The following is a 17986-nucleotide window of genomic DNA, read 5'->3' as shown; positions in this document are numbered from 1 at the left end:
GGTCGGGTCGGGCGGGGTCGGGTCGGGCCGGGCGGCTCGGGCCGGGCAGTGTCGCCCGTACCGCTGCCGCTCGCGGCGAGCGCCTCGCGGTGAGCGCCTCGTGGCGGGCCGCCGGGGTTGACCCGGTTCGGGGGTGCGCATAGCGTCGCCGCGCTGGGACGACGAGCGGATGCTCAGGGGGTTGTGCGGTGGCGGTGCCAGGTGGAGACGAGCGGCTCACTGCGGACGGGGCTCCCTTCGCCGTCGAGGACGGGGTGTACGCCTCCGGGCCCCGCACGCTGCGGGAGTTCGTCGAGGTCGTCTGGGGCTACGGCGACCGGGTGTTCCTCGTGTCCGAGGACGGGCGGACGACCTACCGCGAGTTCTTCGACGCAGCCTGCGGGCTCGCCCGGCGGCTCGTCGGGGAGTACGGGCTGCGGCCGGGGGACCGGGCCGTGGTCGCCATGCGGAACCACCCCGAGTGGCAGGTCGCCTTCTGGGCCGCCCAGCTCGCCGGTCTCGTCGCCGTACCGCTCAACGCCTGGTGGACCGAGGACGAGTTCACGTACGCCCTCGACGACTGCGCTCCCGCGGTGCTGCTCGTCGACGGGGAGCGGGTCGGGCGCGTACGGGAGTGGGCCGCCCGGAACCACGTGCCCGGGATCGTCTTCCACGGGGCGGACGGGGCGGACGGGACGGACGGAGCGAGCGGGGCGGACGGGGCGAGCGGGGCGGACAAGGCGGACCGAACGGACCGGACGGACGGGGAGCGCGAGGGCGCTCCCGGAGCGACCGGCTTCGTGCCGTACGTCCCCGACGCCGATCCGCACCTCGGGCCGCCCCTCGTCGACGTCCTGCCCGAGCACGACGCCACCATCATCTACACCTCCGGCACCACCGGGCGCCCCAAGGGCGCCGTCGCCACCCACCTCGCGCAGGCCGGCGCCGCCATGAACCCGCGGTACTTCGCCGCCGCCGCGGCCCTCGCGCGCGGGGACGTGCCCGGGACGGGGCCCGTACCCGTGTCGCTGACCACGTTCCCCTTCTTCCACGTGGCCGCGTTCACCTCCTTCTACGGGGTGATGGCGGCCGGCGGCACCCTGGTCATGATGCGGAAGTGGGACGCCGGCCGGGCCCTCGAACTGATCCGGGAGCACCGCGTCACCCACTACGCGGGCGTCCCCACCACCGCCCTCCAGCTGCTCGACCTCGCCCGCGCCACCGGCGACCCGCTCGACAGCCTCACCCTGCTCAGCACCGGCGGGGCCGCCGCCCCGCCCGGCATCGTCGACGGGATCACCGCCGGGTACGGGGAGCGGCTCGAGCCCCGCAACGGCTACGGGCTCACCGAGACCAGCGGCGGGGTCCTGTCCAACGTCGGCGCCGAGTACCGCGCCCACCCCGGCAGCGTCGGCCGGCCCACGCCCGTCACCGAGGTGCGGATCGACCGGCCCGACGCCGAGGGCGTCGGCGAGCTGTGGCTGCGCGGGCAGTCCCTCGTCCGCGGCTACTGGGGCAACGAGGAGGCGACCCGCGCGGCGTTCTCCGAGGACGGCTGGTTCCGGACCGGGGACCTCGCGCGCGTGGACCCGGACGGGCGGGTCGCCATCGTCGACCGGCTCACCGACATGGTCATCCGGGGCGGCGAGAACGTGTACTGCGTCGAGGTCGAGGACGTGCTGCAGCAGCACCCGGACGTCGTCGACGCCGCCGTCCTCGGCGTACCGCACCCGCTTCTGGGCGAGGAGGTCGCGGCCGTCGTCCGGCTGCGGCCGGGCGCCGCCGTCGGCGTCGACGAGCTGCGCACCCACGTGGGTGCGCGCCTCGCCGCCTTCAAGGTGCCCGCCCATGTCCTCGTACGCGAGGAAGAACTGCCGCGGAACCCGACCGGGAAGCTCCTCAAGCGGGAGCTGCGGGGCAGCCTGCGGGTCGGCCGGCAGGGCGGCCCGACCAGCGGCACGTGAGGCGAATCGAGTCAGGGGCTGCTTCGACTCCGGAGTTGCTTCGAATGCGTGGCTGCTTCGAATGCGGGGTTGCCTCGACTCAGGGGCTGCTTCGACTCCGGAGTTGCCTCGGCTCCGGCGCTGCCTCGACTCCGGGCTGCTTCGACTCCGCGTGATCCGTTTCAACTCCGGGTGATCCGCACCCGGTACGTACCGCCCTCGTCCTCGTCGAGCACGCTGATCCGTATGCCGTTGGCCCGGTCCGTGAACGTTTCTCCAGGGCGGTACGGCGCGTCCGACAGCTCCGCGTGGACGTTGGCGCGCCGCGTGCAGCCGCCGCTCGCGTGCTCGCTGTCGGAGACGGTCACCGGGCCGTGGCCGGTGTCCACGTCGGACTCCACCCGGTAGACCAGGACGCCGTGCTCGCAGACCGCCTCGTCGTTGCCCTCCTTGCTGCGGACCTCGACCGCGTACCCCGACGTGTCGGAGAGCGGGACGAACGCGAGCTTGGGGCCGCCGGCGACCGCCAGCGGGGTGAGCGTGTAGTCGCCGGTGCCGGTGCCGGACGCGCAGCCGATCTGGTCGTTGTCGAGCCAGCCCAGCTTCCACTTGTGCCAGCCGAGCAGGTCGTTGTTGGCCCCCCAGTCCTCGGACATGATGTCCCAGTGCCCGACGGTCCCACCGCCGTCCGAGGTGTACAGGTCGGGCAGGCCGAAGACGTGCCCGTTCTCGTGCGGCAGGACCCGGTAGCCGGTCTCCCCGAAGCTGCCGGAGCCGTCGTCCTGACGGCTGTAGACGAAGGACGTGTTGGCCAGGGGCACGCCGTCCGCGTAGGGCGCGTCGTCGTTTCCGGAGAAGGTCACGGACAGGACGGTGTCGAGGGCGGAGGGCCCGGCGTTCGGCGTGACCAGGACGTTGACCAGGTCGTACGCGCTGAAGTCGACCTTCGGGTCGGCCGCCGTGACGATGTCCTCGACGAGGGAGCGGTAGCCCGGTTCGTACGGTGAGCCGCGCTCGATCCCGTACGCGGAGAAGGCCTTCGGCATGCGCAGCCAGTCGGGTATCGGGGCCTCGGCCTGGTAGTGCAGCCGCCCGTACGAGCTGACGCGGAACCACTCGGCGGTCTGCGGGAAGAACTCGCGGAAGCGGTCCATCGCGGGGCCGTCCCCGGAGGCGTCGGGGAAGTCGATCATCAGGTTCAGGGCCCTGACCCGGCCCGTGGAGCGCACGTACCCGGGGGCCGTGGGGAGCCCCTCCGACATCTGCACGCCCATCGTGGTGGCGATACGGCAGGGCCCCAGCTGGGCGCCGTCGGGCGCGGCGGCCACGGGGCCCGCCGAGGCCGGGGCGGGCCCGGGGAGGGTGGTGCTCGCGGAGGCGAGCAGCGTGAGGGAGAGCGCCGTGGTCGCGGCCATGGCGACGGGTCTGCGTATCCGTCGTCGGGGGTGCTGCATACGGGCGCCTCTCCGGTGGGGGCAGGTCGGCGGCACGGCTCCTTCCGGTCCTCGCGGGGCCGCGCTGTGCGATCACTCTGTGACGAGTGCTACCGGTGCGCGCGCGGGGTGGCCCGATCGGTGGACCGGGGCGGGCGGGGATCGAGCGGAGGTCGAGCGGAGGCCGAGAGCGGGCCGAGCAGAGGTCGAGCGGAGGCCGAGAGCGGGCCGAGCGGAGGCCGAGAGCGGGCCGAGAGCGGGGCGAGCGCGGGGCGAGCAGAGGTCGAGCGGAGGCCGAGCGCGGGCCGAGCGCGGTCGAGAGCGGGCCGAGCGCAGGGCGAGCGGTGATCGACCAGGGGTTCGACCAGGGGTTCGACCAGGGGTTCGACCAGGGATCCGGCGGCGATCGAGTGGCGGTCGAGCGGCGATCCGTCGGCGGTCGAGCGCGGGTCTTCCGGGAGGAGCGGGCAATGTGACCCAGGTCACACTCTTTCGGGGAAATAACCGGGGACTGGGTCCCCGTTTATGACTGTGTTCAGCGAAGTGGGGAGTCCCTCCCCGGATATCCCAGAGATGACCCTCAGAGGAGGTCGTGGCGTGACCAGCACCGTCGCCGATTCCGCGTCCGCCCGGCGCGTACCCCGCCCGCGCGCGGACGCCCTGCGCAACCGCGAGCGGATCGTGACGGCGGCCCGCGAGATGTTCGTCGAGTTCGGGTCCCAGGTGCCCTACGACGAGATCGCGCGCCGGGCCGGCGTCGGGAACGCCACGCTCTACCGGAACTTCCCCGAGCGCACCGACCTCGTCCACGAGGTCGTCCTCTCGCTCATGGCCCGCGTCACCGAGGTCGCCGAACGGGCCGCCGAGGAGGAGAGCGACACGTTCGCCGCCCTCCGCCGGTTCACCCTCGGCGCCGCCGACGAGCGCGTCGGCGCCCTGTGCCCGATGCTCGACGGCGCCTTCGACAAGGACCACCCCGACCTGATCGCCGAGCGCGACCGCCTGGAGGAGGCCGTCCAGGGCCTCGTGGAGCGGGCGCAGCGGGCCGGCCGACTGCGCACCGACGTGGGCGTCGGGGACCTGATGGTGGCGCTCTCCCAGCTGACCCGACCGCTGCCCGGATCGGGCTGCGCGTCCTTCGACCAGTTCGTCCGCCGTCATCTGCTGCTGTTCCTCGACGGCCTGGAGGCGCCCGCGCGCTCCGAGCTGCCGGGGAAGGCCGCGACCCTGGAGGACCTGAGACGCGACTCCTGCTCGTCGTGAGCGTCCTCGCCCTGAGTGTGCTCGTCGTGAGCGTCCTCGCCCTGAGTGTGCTCGTCGTGAGCGTCCTCCCTCGGGGGTCCGGGCCTACGTGACCCGACTCGCGTAACCCGCGATCCCCCCCGTTCGACTTACCTATACGTCCTTTTTTCACCAGTGCGCGCCAAGAGGTGGCTACCCCCATGCCGAAAGTCCCCGACAACACCGTGAACCACCCCGACCCGGGCCGCTGGAAGGCACTCGTCTTCATCGCGCTCGCCCAGCTGATGGTCGTGCTCGACGCGACGATCGTGAACATCGCGCTGCCCTCCGCCCAGCAGGACCTGGGGATCTCGGACGGCAACCGGCAATGGGTCATCACCGCCTATGCCCTCGCCTTCGGCGGTCTGCTCCTCTTCGGCGGCCGCATCGCCGACCTCTGGGGCCGTAAGCGCACCTTCGTCGTCGGCCTGATCGGCTTCGCCCTCGCGTCCGCCCTCGGCGGCGCCGCGACCGGCGAGGCCATGATGCTCGGTGCCCGCGCGCTCCAGGGCGCCTTCGGTGCGCTCCTCGCGCCCGCCGCGCTCTCGCTGCTGGCCGTGACCTTCACCGACGCCAAGGAGCGCGCGAAGGCCTTCGGCATCTACGGCGCGATCGCCGGTGGTGGCGGCGCCGTGGGCCTGATCCTCGGCGGTTTCCTCACCGAGTACCTGAACTGGCGCTGGACCTTCTTCGTCAACATCCCGTTCGCGATCGTCGCCGCCATCGGCGCGTACTTCGTCATCCGTGAGCCCGCGGGCAGCCGCAACCGCTCCACGCTCGACATCCCCGGCGTGATCCTGTCCACCCTGGGTCTGGTCGCGCTCGTCTACGGCTTCACCCGCGCCGAGTCCGAGGGCTGGAGCGACGCCGGCACGATCGGCATGTTCGTCGGCTCCGTCGTGCTGCTCGCCGCCTTCGTGCTCACCGAGGCGAAGGTGAAGTCCCCGCTGCTGCCGCTGCGCGTCCTGACCGACCGCAACCGCGGTGGTGTCTACCTGTCGCTGGGTCTCGCCGTCATCGCGATGTTCGGCCTGTTCCTCTTCCTGACCTACTACCTGCAGGTCGTGAAGGGCTACTCCCCGGTCATGACGGGCTTCGCGTTCCTCCCGATGATCGCGGGCATGATCATCGGCTCGACGCAGATCGGTACGCGGCTGATGACCCGCGTTCCGCCGCGGCTGCTCATGGCCCCGGGCTTCCTGACCGCCGGCATCGGCATGCTGCTGCTCACCCAGCTGGAGATCGGCACCTCGTACGCCGGTCTGATCCTGCCCGCGCAACTGCTGCTCGGCCTGGGCATGGGTACGGCGTTCATGCCGGCCATGTCGCTCGCCACGCACGGCGTGGACCCGCGGGACGCCGGTGTGGCCTCCGCGATGGTCAACACCTCGCAGCAGGTCGGCGGCGCCATCGGTACGGCCCTGCTGAACACGATCGCCGCCTCGGCGACCACCGCGTACCTCACGGACAACGCGGCGGGCGCGACCACTCCGGCCGCGCAGAAGCTGCTCCAGCTCCAGGGCATGGTCGAGGGCTACACCGCGGCCATCTGGTGGGCCGTCGGCATCCTGGCCGCCTCGGCCGTGATCGCCTTCACCCTGATCAACACCGGGAAGCCGGACACCGGGGTCGTCGCCGGTTCCGGCGAGGGCGCGGAGGACGAGATGAAGGTGCCGGTCATCGCGCACTGATCCCGTACGTCGTGATCCCGTACGCACCCGCTCCGTACGCACTTGTTCCGTACGTACTCGTTCCGTACGCACGCGTTCCGTACGCCGTGTGATTCCTGCCCTGGCTCCGCTGCTCGTCAGCGGAGCCAGGGCAGGTCCGCGTCCGCGTCCGTGGGTTCGAGGCCCTCGGCCATGACGCGCATGATCGCCCCGAGCTGGTGCACCTGATCGGGGGACAGGCGGTCGAAGAGGGCCTGGCGGACCGCCGCCACATGGCCGGGGGCGTTCTGCCGGAGGACCTCCATCCCCTCGTCCGTGAGCCGGGCGAACTGGCCCCGCTTGTCGGAGGGGCAGTTCTCGCGTCGTACCCAGCCGCTCTTCTCCAGGCGGGCGATGGCGTGGGAGAGGCGGGAGCGGGTGATCTTGGCGCTCTTGGCCAGCTCGGTCATCCGCAGCCGGCGGCGCGGGGCCTGGGAGAGCTGGACGAGGAGCCCGTAGTAGACGTGCGGCATCCCGGCGTCTCGCTGCAGCTGGCGGTCGAGGTGGTCCTCGAGGAGCGTGGTGGCGTGCAGGTACGCGCGCCAGACGTGCTGCTCCTCGTCGGTGAGCCAGCGGGGTTCGGTCATGTCTCCCATGGTGCCCAATCGTACGACTCGTTCTTGAAAGTTGAACTACATAGGTCTACGGTGTGGAGCAGGACGCTTGAAGTTTCAAGAACCTGCCGCGATCGAGAAACCGGAGGTGGTCGCCATGGACGCCACGCTGGAAACAGAGGCCACGCGCGCGCGGATGCCCGCCCTGTACCTGTCCCACGGCGCCCCGCCGCTCGCCGACGACCCCGTCTGGCCCGGAGAGCTCGCCGCCTGGTCCGCGGACCTTCCGCGCCCCAGGGCCATCCTCATGATCTCCGCCCACTGGGAAGAGGCTCCGCTGGCCCTCGGCGCCACCGAGACCGTCCCGCTCGTCTACGACTTCTGGGGCTTCCCCGAGCACTACTACCGCGTCCAGTACGCGGCCCCCGGCGCGCCTCGGCTCGCCGAGGCCGTCCGCAAGCTGCTCCGCGCGCCCGGCCATCCCGTGCAGGACATCCCCGACCGGGGCCTCGACCACGGCGCGTACGTGCCGCTCGTCGAGATGTTCCCGGGCGCCGACATCCCCGTCCTCCAGATCTCCATGCCCACCCTCGACCCGCGCCGCCTCATGGACATCGGGCGCAGGCTGGCCCCGCTTCGCGACGAGGGCGTCCTGATCGTGGGCAGCGGCTTCTTCACCCACAACCTGGCCGCCCTCCGTCACACCGGCGGCGGCGTGCCGGGTTGGTCGGCCGAGTTCGACGCCTGGGGGCACGAGGCCCTCGCCGCGCAGGACGTCGACGCGCTCCTCGACTTCGAGCACAAGTCGCCGGCCGGGCGCCTCGCCCACCCGCGTACGGAGCACTTCGCCCCCCTCTTCGTCACGATGGGCGCGGCGGACGCGGCGGGCGACCTCGACGCGGAGCGGTCGGTCATCGACGGCTTCTGGATGGGACTCGCCAAGCGGTCGGTGCAGTTCGGGTAGCCGGCGGGTTCCGGGCCAGCCTTTCGAGCCGGGCCCCACCGTGCACGAGCTCACTGGAGCAACGGTGGATTCAGCTCGATCGAGCGGGTCGCGGCGGCCAGGGCGAGCGGGTCGCCGACGTCGAGCGCCGTGTCGGTGAACTTGATCGTGTGGTCGTCGCCGTGTGCCGCCGCCCGCTCGAAGACCTCCTCGGCCGTGAGGAGCGTGGGTGTGTACGCGGCCGGCTCCGGCCGGGTGTACGCGGCGGTCACCGCGGCAGCCGCCGTCCACGCCGCCGCCAGGCTCGGCGCCCACAGCTCGCGGGGGAGCGCGGGCAGGGCGCGCAGGACCGCGTTGGGCGCGGTCGCCGCGTGGACCAGCATGATCGGCTCGCCGTGGCCGTGGGTCGCGTACCGGTGCGTGGCCGCCGTGACCAGCTCGGTGAGCAGGACCTTCGCGGTGTCGGGGTCCGAGGCCGCGCCCCAGACCGGGAACGCCGTCAGCTGCGGGAGCCGGTCCCGGATCCCGCCCTCCTGCACCGGAACCGGCGGTACGGCGTCGAGCGCGGCGGCCGCCGTCGGTGCCACGGCCAGCGCGGCGAGCGGGGGCAGCGGCTTGTTGCGGGCCGCCCAGTAGCCGAGGGCGTGTGCGAGCTCGGCGAGGCGGGGTGCGGTCGTTCTCCCGCCCCCGGACGCCCCCTCGGACTCCAGGAGGGTCCGTACGGCGTGACCGGTACGGATCACGGGATGCGTCGCCGAGGCCGAGATCCCCGGCAGCAGCCGGGGCCACCACGTGGCGAGGACCTCCCGCCAGGGGTGCTCGTCGAGCTCGCGGCCGAAGAAACGGGTCCAGTCGGTGATCCGGACCGGGTCGCCGAGCGCCTCGCGCCAGCCGTCGGCCGTCACCGGCCGGGACGGGGGCGGCAGCTCCTCCAGCTTGTGCGCGTAGTGGTCCAGCCAGCGGTGCACGGTCGGGGCCTGGCCGTTGCGGACCAGGGCCTCGACGGCCATGGGGGCGTGGTTGGTGAGCCAGCCCTTGCGCTCGGGGCCCGTGGTGTGGAGGCGTTCGAGGGCTTCGTCGAGGGTGCCGGATGTGTCGGGGGCCGCGGTGACCGTGGTGGCTTCGGTGCCGGATGCGTCGCTCATGGGGGCGACGCTAGGGCGGGGGAGGGGTGGGCCGTAACGGGCTCGGGACCTAGTCGGAGAGGCGGCCCGGGACCTAGTCCGGGAGACCGAGACGGCTCCGTCCGTTCACGGGCAACCCGATGGCCCGTCCACGCGTCTTGAGGGATGACACCGCATGTGATCGCGGTCTCACCGACGGCGTGGTCGGGGGCCCCGCGAGCGGCGTCGGATCACCCCCCGTGCCCGGTCTGACCTGCACCTCCGTGGGTGCCGAAAGCATGCCCGAAGGGGCGGCGGTCGCGCAGGATACTGCATGATCGCGAAAATCCATGTGCCGGGTGGGAATTCTGTCCTGATTCCAGTCGTTGTTTCCGTCGGATGCAGGGCACCCGAAAAGGTGTCGCGACCTACTCAGCAAGGGAGCACGCATGGCAACCCGTGCCGTCGCCCGTCGTCAGACCTCCGCCAAGAGCGGGGCCGCACGGGCAAGCAGCGTTCGCGCCGTGGGCGGGGAGATCGCCGACCGCGACCTGGTCGGCATGTACCTCGACGAGATCGCGCGTACGCCCCTGCTCGACGCCGCCAAGGAGGTCGAGCTCTCCCAGACGATCGAGGCGGGCGTCTACGCCCGGCAGATACTCGACGGTGAGGTGGAGTCCGAGGCCGGCGGCGCGTCCCGCGAGGAGCTCGAAGCGCTCTACGAGGCGGGCGAGCGTGCCAAGGACCTCTTCATCAAGTCCAACCTGCGGCTCGTGGTGGCCGTCGCCCGGCGCTACCCGCGCAGCGGGCTGCCGCTGCTCGACCTGATCCAGGAAGGGAACGCGGGCCTGGTGCGCGCGGTCGAGAAGTTCGACTACGCGAAGGGCTTCAAGTTCTCCACGTACGCCACGTGGTGGATCCGCCAGGCCATCACCCGGTCCATCGCCGACCAGTCCCGCACGATCCGGCTCCCCGTCCACCTGGTGGAGGAGCTCGGCCGGATCCGCCGGGTGCAGCGCGAGTTCAACCGGGAGCACGGCCGCGAGCCGGAGCCGGCGGAGATCGCGGCCGAGCTGGAAACGAAGCCCGAGCGGGTCGTCGACGTGCTCGACTGGGCGCGTGACCCGGTCTCGCTGAACATGTCGGTGGACGACGAGGGCGAGACGCAGTTCGGCGACCTCCTGGAGGACACGTCGGCGATCTCGCCGGAGCAGTCGGTGCTCACGCTGCTGCGCAGCGAGGAGCTCGACGACCTCATCGACAAGCTCGACCACCGGACGGCCTCGATCATCCGCATGCGGTACGGGATCGAGGACGGGCGCGAGCGGACGCTGACGGAGGTCGGGAAGCAGCACGGCCTGACGCGCGAGCGGATCCGGCAGATCGAGAAGCACGCGCTGCTTGAACTGAAGAAGATGGCGCACGACACGGGCTTCGACGCGGTGGCCTAGGGCGGCCGGCGGCCCGGGCGCGTGGTGCGGACCCGGTGGCCGGGGCGAGCCCCTGGGCCCCGGGCCCGCACGTGCCCGGCCTGTGGCCCGCACGTGCCCGGCCTGTGGCCCGCTCGGGTTTCCCACTCGCACCACCCGTGCGGCTGAGACGTCGGCTGCGGGCTTCCCCGTGAGGGCCGCCCGCCGTCGGCGTCGGCGGCCCGGCCGGGCCCGCCGTGCGCGGGGGCGCCCCGCCGGTCTGCTGCCGCCGACGGCGCAGGTGGCTCACAGGGAGGCCCGCAGACGGAGTCCTGGTTGTACGGGTGGTGCGGGTGGGAGCGATCCCGCTCGGCCGGAGGCCGCCCGCACCCGCATCCGCCCGCACCCGCGCCGCCCCCTCCCTCACCCCGCCGTCGACGCAGTCAGCCGCGCCCCCAAGTCCTCCACGTACGTCAGCAGCGACGGCGGGCTCTGGATGGTGAAGGGGGCGTCCACCAGGGCCAGGCGGATGGCGAGCCATTCGACCGAGTCCGTCGCACGGGTGCGGAGGCGGCAGGTCGTCGGGCCCGTCGCCGTGGGGACCAGGTGGGAGGGGAGCCGCGCCGTGACGAAGTCGGCCGGCGCCTCGAAGGTGACGTCCAGGTCGAGTTCCGGCTGCGCCCGCGACATGGAGCGGACCAGGAGCTGCGCCGCGTCGCCCGCCGGCAGCTCCCGCGGTGTGAAACGGGCCCCCGTGGCGAGCGGGTCGCTCACCCTGTCCACCCGGAAGGTCCGCCAGTCCTCCCGCCCCAGGTCGTACGCCACCAGGTACCACCGGCGCCCGGTGGAGACCAGGCGGTAGGGCTCGACCAGGCGCTTCGACTCGGCCCCGTCACCCGCCCGGTACCCGAAGCGGAGCTTCTCGCGTCCGGTGACCGTGCCCGCCAGGGTGGTCAGGGTGGCAGGGGTGACCGTCGCGCCGTCCCCCCGCGTCAGCGGGATCGTCGCGTTCTGGAGGGTCGAGACCCGGTGCCGGAGCCGCGCCGGCAGGACCTGCTCCAGCTTCGCCAGGGCCCGTACCGACGCCTCCTCGACGCCCTCGATCGCGTGCCCCGCCCCCGCCCGCAGCCCGACCGCGATGGCGACGGCCTCCTCGTCGTCGAGGAGGAGCGGCGGCATGGCCGTACCGGCGACGAGCCGGTAGCCGCCGACCGCGCCGAGCGTCGCCTCGACGGGATAGCCGAGGTCACGGAGCCGGTCGATGTCCCGGCGGATGGTGCGCGGGGAGACCGAGAGCCGTTCGGCGAGCTCGCTTCCGGGCCACTCGCGCGGGGTCTGAAGGAGCGAGAGCAGATTCAGGAGTCGTACCGGGGTGTCCGTCATACGTTTCAGGATGAGGGTCATCTAGGCCATCATTTGACCTAGATGGCCTTTATCTTCTTCGTATGAGTGCACACGAAGCCGACGCCGTCACGGACGCGGCCCCCACCGACACGTCCGACAAACGACGCTGGATAGCCCTGGCCATCGTCATGACGGCCGCCTTCATGGATCTGGTCGACGCCACGATCGTCAACATCGCGATCCCCAGCATCGAGCGGGACCTCGGCGCCTCCTTCGGGGCCATCCAGTGGATCACCGCGGGGTACGCGCTCGCGTTCGCCGCCGGTCTGATCACCGGTGGCCGGCTGGGTGACATCTTCGGCCGCAAGCGGCTCTTCCTCCTCGGCACGGCGGGCTTCACGATCGCCTCCGCCCTCTGCGGCTTCGCGGCCAACCAGGAGATGCTGGTCGGCTCCCGCCTGCTCCAGGGCGCGGCGGCCGCGATGATGGTGCCGCAGGTGCTGTCGATCATCCACGTCACCTTCCCGGCGCACGAGCGCGGCAAGGTCTTCGGCATGTTCGGCGCGATCATCGGTCTGGGCGCGGTCTCCGGCCCGCTGCTCGGCGCGCTGCTCACGCAGTGGAACATCGCGGGCCTGGAGTGGCGCCCGATCTTCCTCATCAACCTGCCGGTCGGCATCGCGGGCCTGCTCCTGGGCCGCAAGTTCATCACCGAGTCGAAGGCCCCGAAGGCCCTCCGCCTCGACATGGTCGGCGTGCTCCTGGTGACGGCCGCGCTGCTGATGCTGATCTACCCGCTGACCCGCGGGCGTGAGCTGGACTGGCCGCTGTGGGGCCACCTGATGATGGCCGGCAGCCTGGTCGTCTTCGGTGCCCTCGTGGCGTACGAGAAGTACAAGACGAAGAAGGACGGCTCGCCGCTCGTCGAGCTGTCGCTGTTCAAGGTGAAGAGCTTCGCGGCGGGTATCGCGGTGCAGCTGACCTTCGGTGTCGTGATGGGCATCTTCTTCCTGGTCTGGACGCTGTACATGCAGATAGGCCTGGGCTGGAGCCCGCTGCGGGCGGGTCTGACCGGTGTGCCGTTCTCCATCGCGGTGTCGACCGCGGCCGGTCTCTCGGTGCAGAAGCTGGTGCCGCGCTTCGGCCGGAAGGTGCTCCAGACGGGTGCGCTGACGATGATCGCGGGCGTGCTGCTCTACCTCTTCGAGGCGGGCCGGTACGGGACGGAGATCGAGTCCTGGCAGATGATTCCGCCGCTGGTGATCATGGGTCTCGGCATGGGTCTGATCGTGGCGCCGCTGACGGACGCGGTCCTTTCGGAGGTGCCGAAGGAGCACGCGGGCTCTGCCTCGGGCCTGATCAACACGACCGGGCAGATGGGCAACGCGCTCGGGCTCGGCCTGGTGTCGGTGGTCTTCTTCGGCGTGATCGACGGCAAGCCCGCCCCGAAGTCCCAGACCGAGGCGGGCCTGGCGTTCGCCGACGCCTTCCAGAACGCGATGGGCTGGGTGGCGGTCGTACTCGCCGTGATCTTCCTGGTGATGTTCGCGCTTCCGGCGAATCCGAAGCAGCACCTGGAGGGTGGCGATGACGGCGACGCCGTGATCGAGAAGGAGCCCGTGCTGGCCCACTGAGTCGGCCGCGGACGCGCTGAGCGTGCCGCACACAGGGCCCTGGTCCCGGGAATCACTCCGGGATCAGGGCCCTTCGTCATGTCCGGGCACGGGCGAATGTCCGTTCCTGCCCGCTTGAATGCCCGAGTTCATTTACTTGGGGGGAATCCATGCGTAGCCTGACCCTGAAACCACAGGTTCGGGCATCGAACGGACGTAAACCCTCATGTACGCACCGGAGCGTCAGCAACAGATCCTGCGGCTCGCCCGCGAGAGCGGACGCGTCGACGTCCTCTCCCTCGCCGAGGAGTTCCAGGTCACCGCCGAGACCGTACGGCGTGACCTCAAGGCCCTCGACCGGGCCGGGCTCGTCCGCCGGGTCCACGGCGGCGCCATCCCCGCCGGGCGGCTCGACTTCGAGCCCGACCTGGCCGAGCGCGAGTCCACCGCGGCCGACGAGAAGGACCGGATCGTCCGGGCCGCCCTCGCCGAACTGCCCGAGGAGGGCAGCGTCGTCCTCGACGCCGGTTCGACCGTCGCCCGGCTCGCCGCCGAGTTCCCGCTCGACCGCGCGCTGACCGTCGTCACCCACGCCCTCCCCGCCGCCGCCCGGCTCGCCGACCACCCCGGCATCGACCTGCACCTGGTCGGCGGACGCGTACGGCACCGCACCCGGGCCGCCGTCGACGCCTGGGCGCTCCGGGCGTACGGGGAGATCCGCGCCGACGTCGCCTTCCTCGGCGCCAACGGCTTCTCGCCCGAACACGGACTCACCACCCCCGACCTCGCCGAGGCCGCCGTCAAGCGGGCGGTGATCGCCTCCGCCCGCCGGGTCGTCCTCCTCGCCGACTCGGTCAAGCACGGTCAGGAGCACTTCGCCCGGTTCGGCGACCTGACCGACGTCGACCTGCTCATCACCGACAGCGGCCTCACCGACGAGGACGCCGCCGCCATCGAGGCGGCCGGAACGGAAGTCGTCCGCGCATGATCCTCACCGTCACCCCCAACCCCTCCCTGGACCGGACGTACGAGGTCCCCGCGCTCGAGCGCGGCGAGGTGCTGCGCGCCGGCGCCGAACGCGTCGACCCCGGCGGCAAGGGCGTCAACGTCTCGCGGGCCGTCGCCGCCGCCGGTCACCGCACGGTCGCCGTGGTCCCGCTCGGCGGGGCCCCGGGCGCGCTCGTCGCCCAACTGCTCGCGGGCCAGGGCATCGAGGTCGCGCCGGTGCCGGTCGCCGGGCACACCCGCTCGAACATCGCGCTCGCGGAGCCCGACGGCACACTGACGAAGATCAACGCGCCCGGCCCGGAGCTGACGGAGGAGGAGTCGGAGACGATCCTGACGACGGTCGGCGCGTACGCGCCGACCGCCGACTGGATCGCCTGCTGCGGCAGCCTCCCGCGTGGGCTCGCGCCCGAGTGGTACGCCCGGCTGGTCACCCGCGCGCACGGCGCCGGGGCGCGGATCGCGCTCGACACCTCGGGCCCGTCCCTGCTCGCGGCCCTCGCCGCCCGCCCGGACGTCGTCAAGCCGAACGCCGACGAACTGGCGGAGGCGGTGGGCCGCCCGCTGACCACGGTCGGCGACGCGGCGAAGGCGGCAGGCGAGCTGCTCGAACGGGGCGCGGGCGCGGTCCTGGCCAGCCTGGGCGCCGACGGCCAGCTCCTCGTCACGGGCGAGGGCGTCTGGTACGGCTCCGCGCCGGTGGCCGCCGTCCGCTCCAACGTCGGCGCGGGGGACGCCTCCCTCGCGGGCTTCCTCGCGGCGGGCGGCGAGGGACCCGAGGCGCTGGCGGCCGCCGTGGCCCATGGGGCGGCCGCGGTCCAGCTGCCCGGCAGCGAGATGCCCACCCCGGGCGACCTGAACCCCTCGGCGGTCACGGTGACCGCCGACGTACCCCTGGACCTCACCCTCAGCGAGCAAGGGAGCCCGCGTTGAGCAGGATGATCACCGCGGACCTGGTCGATCTCGACCTGTCCGCCGACACGAAGGAAGCGGCGGCCCGTTCGCTCGCGGAGCGCATGGTCGCCCTCGGCCGGGTGACCGACCTCGACGGCTTCCTCGCGGACGTCGCGGCGCGCGAGGCCCAGATGCCGACGGGCCTGGACGGCGGCATCGGCATCCCGCACTGCCGCAGCGCCCGTGTCACGGAACCGACCCTCGCGTTCGGGCGCGCGACGGAGGGCGTCGACTTCGGCGCCCCGGACGGCCCGGCGGACCTGATCTTCCTGATCGCGGCCCCGGCGGGCGCGGACGACGCCCATCTGACGATCCTCTCCTCGCTGGCCCGGCACCTGATGGACGAGGAGTTCACGCGCGCGCTGCGTGCCGTGGCCTCCCCGGCGGAGGCGGCGGCGCTGATCGCGGGGGAGGAGGCGCCGGCGGCTCCCGAGGCGGCGGAGCCCGAGTCCGAGTCCGCGCCCGCGCCCGCGCCGGAGTCCGCGCCGGAGTCCGCGTCGGAGTCCGTGCCCGTGCCCGCGCCCGAGTCCGAGCCGGAGGGGGGTCGGGGCGGCGCGCCCTTCCGGATCGTGGCCGTCACCTCCTGCCCCACCGGCATCGCCCACACCTACATGGCCGCCGAGTCCCTGGAGAACGCCGGCCGCGCCGCCGGTGTCGACGTGGTCGTCGAGACGCAGGGATCCGCCGGGTTCACCCGGCTCGACCCGGCCGTCGTCGCCGCCGCCGACGGCGTGATCTTCGCGCACGACGTGCCCGTACGGGAGAAGGAACGGTTCGCCGGAAAGGCCACCGTCGACGTCGGCGTCAAGGCCGGCATCAACCGCCCCGCCGAACTCATCGCCGAGGTCAGGGAGAAGGCCGCCCGCGGCGAGGTCTCCGCCCTCGCCACCGCGGCCACCCCCGTCGACAAGGCGGGTGAGCCCGGCGAGGGTTACGGCACCAAGCTCCGCAAGTGGCTCATGTCCGGCGTGAGCTACATGGTTCCCTTCGTCGCCGCCGGCGGCCTCCTCATCGCCCTCGGCTTCGCCATCGGCGGCTGGGACATCGACAAGGCCCCCTCCGTCACCGAGCACTTCGCCTGGGGCCAGGCGGACAGCTGGGCCGCGCTGATGTTCCAGATCGGCGGTCTCGCGTTCAGCTTCCTCGTACCGGTCCTCGCCGGTTACATCTCGTACGGGATGGCCGACCGCCCCGGTCTCGTCCCCGGCTTCGTCGGCGGCGCCATCGCGCTCACCGTCAACGCCGGCTTCCTCGGCGGCCTCGTCGCCGGTCTGCTCGCCGGCGGCACCGTCCTCGCGATCCAGCGGGTGCGGATCCCCGCCGTCCTCAGGGGCATCATGCCGGTCGTCGTGATCCCCCTGGTGTCCTCGATCGTCGTCGGCTTCCTGATGTTCCTCGTCGTCGGCAAGCCCATCGCCTCGCTCCAGAAGGCGCTCACCGACTGGCTGTCCGGCCTCTCCGGCGCCAATGCCGTCATCCTCGGCGTCATCCTCGGCCTGATGATGTGCTTCGACCTCGGAGGCCCGGTCAACAAGGTCGCGTATGCCTTCGCCGTCGGCGGCCTCGCCAACCCGAACGAGGGTTCCCTCAAGGTCATGGCCGCCGTGATGGCGGCGGGCATGGTGCCGCCGCTCGCGATGGCCCTCGCCACGACCGTACGGGGCCGGCTCTTCACCCGTACCGAACGCGAGAACGGCAAGGCGGCCTGGGTCCTCGGGGCCTCGTTCATCTCCGAGGGCGCGATCCCGTTCGCCGCCGCCGACCCGCTGCGGGTCATCCCGGCGACGATGGCGGGCGGAGCGGTCACCGGCGCCCTGTCGATGGCCTTCGGGTGCACCCTGCGGGCCCCGCACGGTGGCCTGTTCGTGCTGCCGCTGATCGGCAACCCGCTGCTCTACCTGTTCGCGATCGTCGCGGGCACGGTGGTGAGCGCGGGCCTCGTCATCCTCCTCAAGGGCATGCGGAAGCCGGCCCCGGAGGCGGCTCGGGAAGCTGTCCCGGAGGCGGCTCACGAGTCGGGTCCGGGCGGCGAACAGGCCCCGTCCGGGACCGGCGTGGCCGTGGCGGCCTGACCCGGTCCCGGCCCGGGGCCGGTCACGAGGGGCGGTGCGGTATCGGCGAACGCACCGCCCCTCGGTGTGTCACCGCTGCGTCATGAGCGGTTCAGCGTCCTCGGGAGACGGTTCGGTGCGCCGCTGAAGGCGAGGTCGCCCTTGAACTCCTTCCCCGCTTGGGTCCGCAGTGTCGGGATGGGTGACTGAGGCGTCCAGGGTTCGACCCAGTCGAAGTTCCCTCCGTTGGTGTCTCCGTGTGTCTGCCACACCGTTCCGTCCGTGGTGACCACCTTGATGTAGGCGTCGTTGCCCTGGTCCGTGAAGGAGATGCCGCAGGCGTTGGCCGGGTAGTCCGAAGCGCGGCCGTCGGGCAGGTCATCGGTCAGGTCCGTCCACGTGATCAGGCCGCCCGTGGTCGTCGCGATACCGGCGTACGCCTTGCCGTTGATGAGGGCAGCGCTGAACTCCTCGGTGTTCGAGGGGGCGTAGCTGTCGATCTCGTAGCAGGACGTCGGGCCGGTGGCCCCGGTCGCACCCGTGGCGCCCGTGGCGCCCGTCGCACCCGTGGCACCGGTCGCGCCTGTGGCTCCGGTGGCGCCCGTCGCGCCGGTGGCTCCGTCGGCCCCGGTGGCGCCCGTGGCTCCGGTTGCTCCCGTGGCCCC

General features: G+C 72.4%; 14 protein-coding genes. 9 read left to right on the top strand and 5 right to left on the bottom strand.

Annotated elements, in window-relative coordinates; all coding sequences use genetic code 11:
- Window positions 1-194 precede the first annotated feature (194 nt).
- A complete protein-coding gene (locus tag E0F75_RS38830) occupies window positions 195-1943 on the top strand; it encodes a class I adenylate-forming enzyme family protein (RefSeq protein WP_229315738.1) in 1749 nt (582 codons plus the stop codon).
- A 161-nt stretch (window positions 1944-2104) separates the two neighbouring features.
- Here the strand turns inward: E0F75_RS38830 and E0F75_RS38825 are convergent, their stop codons facing one another.
- Window positions 2105-3376 carry a M6 family metalloprotease domain-containing protein gene (locus E0F75_RS38825; protein WP_229315737.1) on the bottom strand — a complete coding sequence of 424 codons (1272 nt, stop codon included), beginning with the start codon at window positions 3374-3376 and terminating at the stop codon, window positions 2105-2107.
- Between the two features lie 552 nt (window positions 3377-3928).
- Between E0F75_RS38825 and E0F75_RS38820 the strand changes: the two genes are divergently transcribed.
- Together E0F75_RS38820 and E0F75_RS38815 are read left to right on the top strand one after the other, a co-directional pair.
- Window positions 3929-4618: a TetR/AcrR family transcriptional regulator gene (locus E0F75_RS38820; protein WP_374115517.1), complete on the top strand. Its 690-nt coding sequence runs from the start codon at window positions 3929-3931 to the stop codon at window positions 4616-4618.
- Between the two features lie 179 nt (window positions 4619-4797).
- The gene (locus E0F75_RS38815; RefSeq protein ID WP_229315731.1) at window positions 4798-6327 is read left to right on the top strand and encodes an MFS transporter; all 1530 of its coding nucleotides are present in this window, start codon (window positions 4798-4800) and stop codon (window positions 6325-6327) included.
- A 116-nt stretch (window positions 6328-6443) separates the two neighbouring features.
- Here the strand turns inward: E0F75_RS38815 and E0F75_RS38810 are convergent, their stop codons facing one another.
- Window positions 6444-6932 carry a MarR family winged helix-turn-helix transcriptional regulator gene (locus tag E0F75_RS38810; protein ID WP_229315729.1) on the bottom strand — a complete coding sequence of 163 codons (489 nt, stop codon included), beginning with the start codon at window positions 6930-6932 and terminating at the stop codon, window positions 6444-6446.
- A 124-nt stretch (window positions 6933-7056) separates the two neighbouring features.
- Between E0F75_RS38810 and E0F75_RS38805 the strand changes: the two genes are divergently transcribed.
- The gene (locus E0F75_RS38805; protein WP_229315728.1) at window positions 7057-7863 is read left to right on the top strand and encodes a dioxygenase; all 807 of its coding nucleotides are present in this window, start codon (window positions 7057-7059) and stop codon (window positions 7861-7863) included.
- Between the two features lie 50 nt (window positions 7864-7913).
- On the opposite strand, the gene E0F75_RS38800 is transcribed toward E0F75_RS38805, so the two are convergent.
- Complete coding sequence (locus tag E0F75_RS38800) at window positions 7914-8987, bottom strand: questin oxidase family protein (RefSeq protein WP_229315726.1); 1074 nt, start codon at window positions 8985-8987, stop codon at window positions 7914-7916.
- Window positions 8988-9394: 407 nt separating this feature from the next.
- On the opposite strand from E0F75_RS38800, the gene E0F75_RS38795 reads away from it, so the two are divergent.
- Window positions 9395-10396 carry an RNA polymerase sigma factor RpoD/SigA gene (locus E0F75_RS38795; protein ID WP_229315725.1) on the top strand — a complete coding sequence of 334 codons (1002 nt, stop codon included), beginning with the start codon at window positions 9395-9397 and terminating at the stop codon, window positions 10394-10396.
- Window positions 10397-10777: 381 nt separating this feature from the next.
- On the opposite strand, the gene E0F75_RS38790 is transcribed toward E0F75_RS38795, so the two are convergent.
- On the bottom strand, window positions 10778-11737 hold the full coding sequence (locus tag E0F75_RS38790) for a YafY family protein (RefSeq protein ID WP_229315724.1): 960 nt from the start codon (window positions 11735-11737) through the stop codon (window positions 10778-10780).
- A 62-nt stretch (window positions 11738-11799) separates the two neighbouring features.
- Between E0F75_RS38790 and E0F75_RS38785 the strand changes: the two genes are divergently transcribed.
- The 4 genes from E0F75_RS38785 to E0F75_RS38770 all read left to right on the top strand — a co-directional run bounded on the left by E0F75_RS38785 (window position 11800) and on the right by E0F75_RS38770 (window position 17342).
- Window positions 11800-13332 carry an MFS transporter gene (locus tag E0F75_RS38785; protein ID WP_229315723.1) on the top strand — a complete coding sequence of 511 codons (1533 nt, stop codon included), beginning with the start codon at window positions 11800-11802 and terminating at the stop codon, window positions 13330-13332.
- Window positions 13333-13537: 205 nt separating this feature from the next.
- Window positions 13538-14299, top strand: coding sequence for a DeoR/GlpR family DNA-binding transcription regulator (locus tag E0F75_RS38780; protein WP_229315722.1), 762 nt, complete (start codon window positions 13538-13540; stop codon window positions 14297-14299).
- On the top strand, window positions 14296-15249 hold the full coding sequence (gene pfkB / locus E0F75_RS38775) for a 1-phosphofructokinase (RefSeq protein WP_229315721.1): 954 nt from the start codon (window positions 14296-14298) through the stop codon (window positions 15247-15249). The genes E0F75_RS38780 and pfkB overlap by 4 nt, the downstream gene beginning before the upstream one ends.
- Window positions 15246-17342, top strand: a complete 2097-nt coding sequence (locus E0F75_RS38770) for a fructose-specific PTS transporter subunit EIIC (protein ID WP_229315720.1) — start codon at window positions 15246-15248, stop codon at window positions 17340-17342. Before pfkB ends, E0F75_RS38770 begins: the two co-directional genes overlap by 4 nt.
- Window positions 17343-17422: 80 nt before the next feature.
- Here the strand turns inward: E0F75_RS38770 and E0F75_RS38765 are convergent.
- Window positions 17423-17986 (bottom strand): hypothetical protein (locus E0F75_RS38765; RefSeq protein ID WP_374115516.1); only part of this gene is annotated, 564 nt, incomplete at its 5' end.

This window comes from Streptomyces sp. CB02980 (assembly GCF_014451325.2).
Lineage (GTDB): Bacteria > Actinomycetota > Actinomycetes > Streptomycetales > Streptomycetaceae > Streptomyces.
This window is presented reverse-complemented; position numbering and strand designations above follow the sequence as displayed.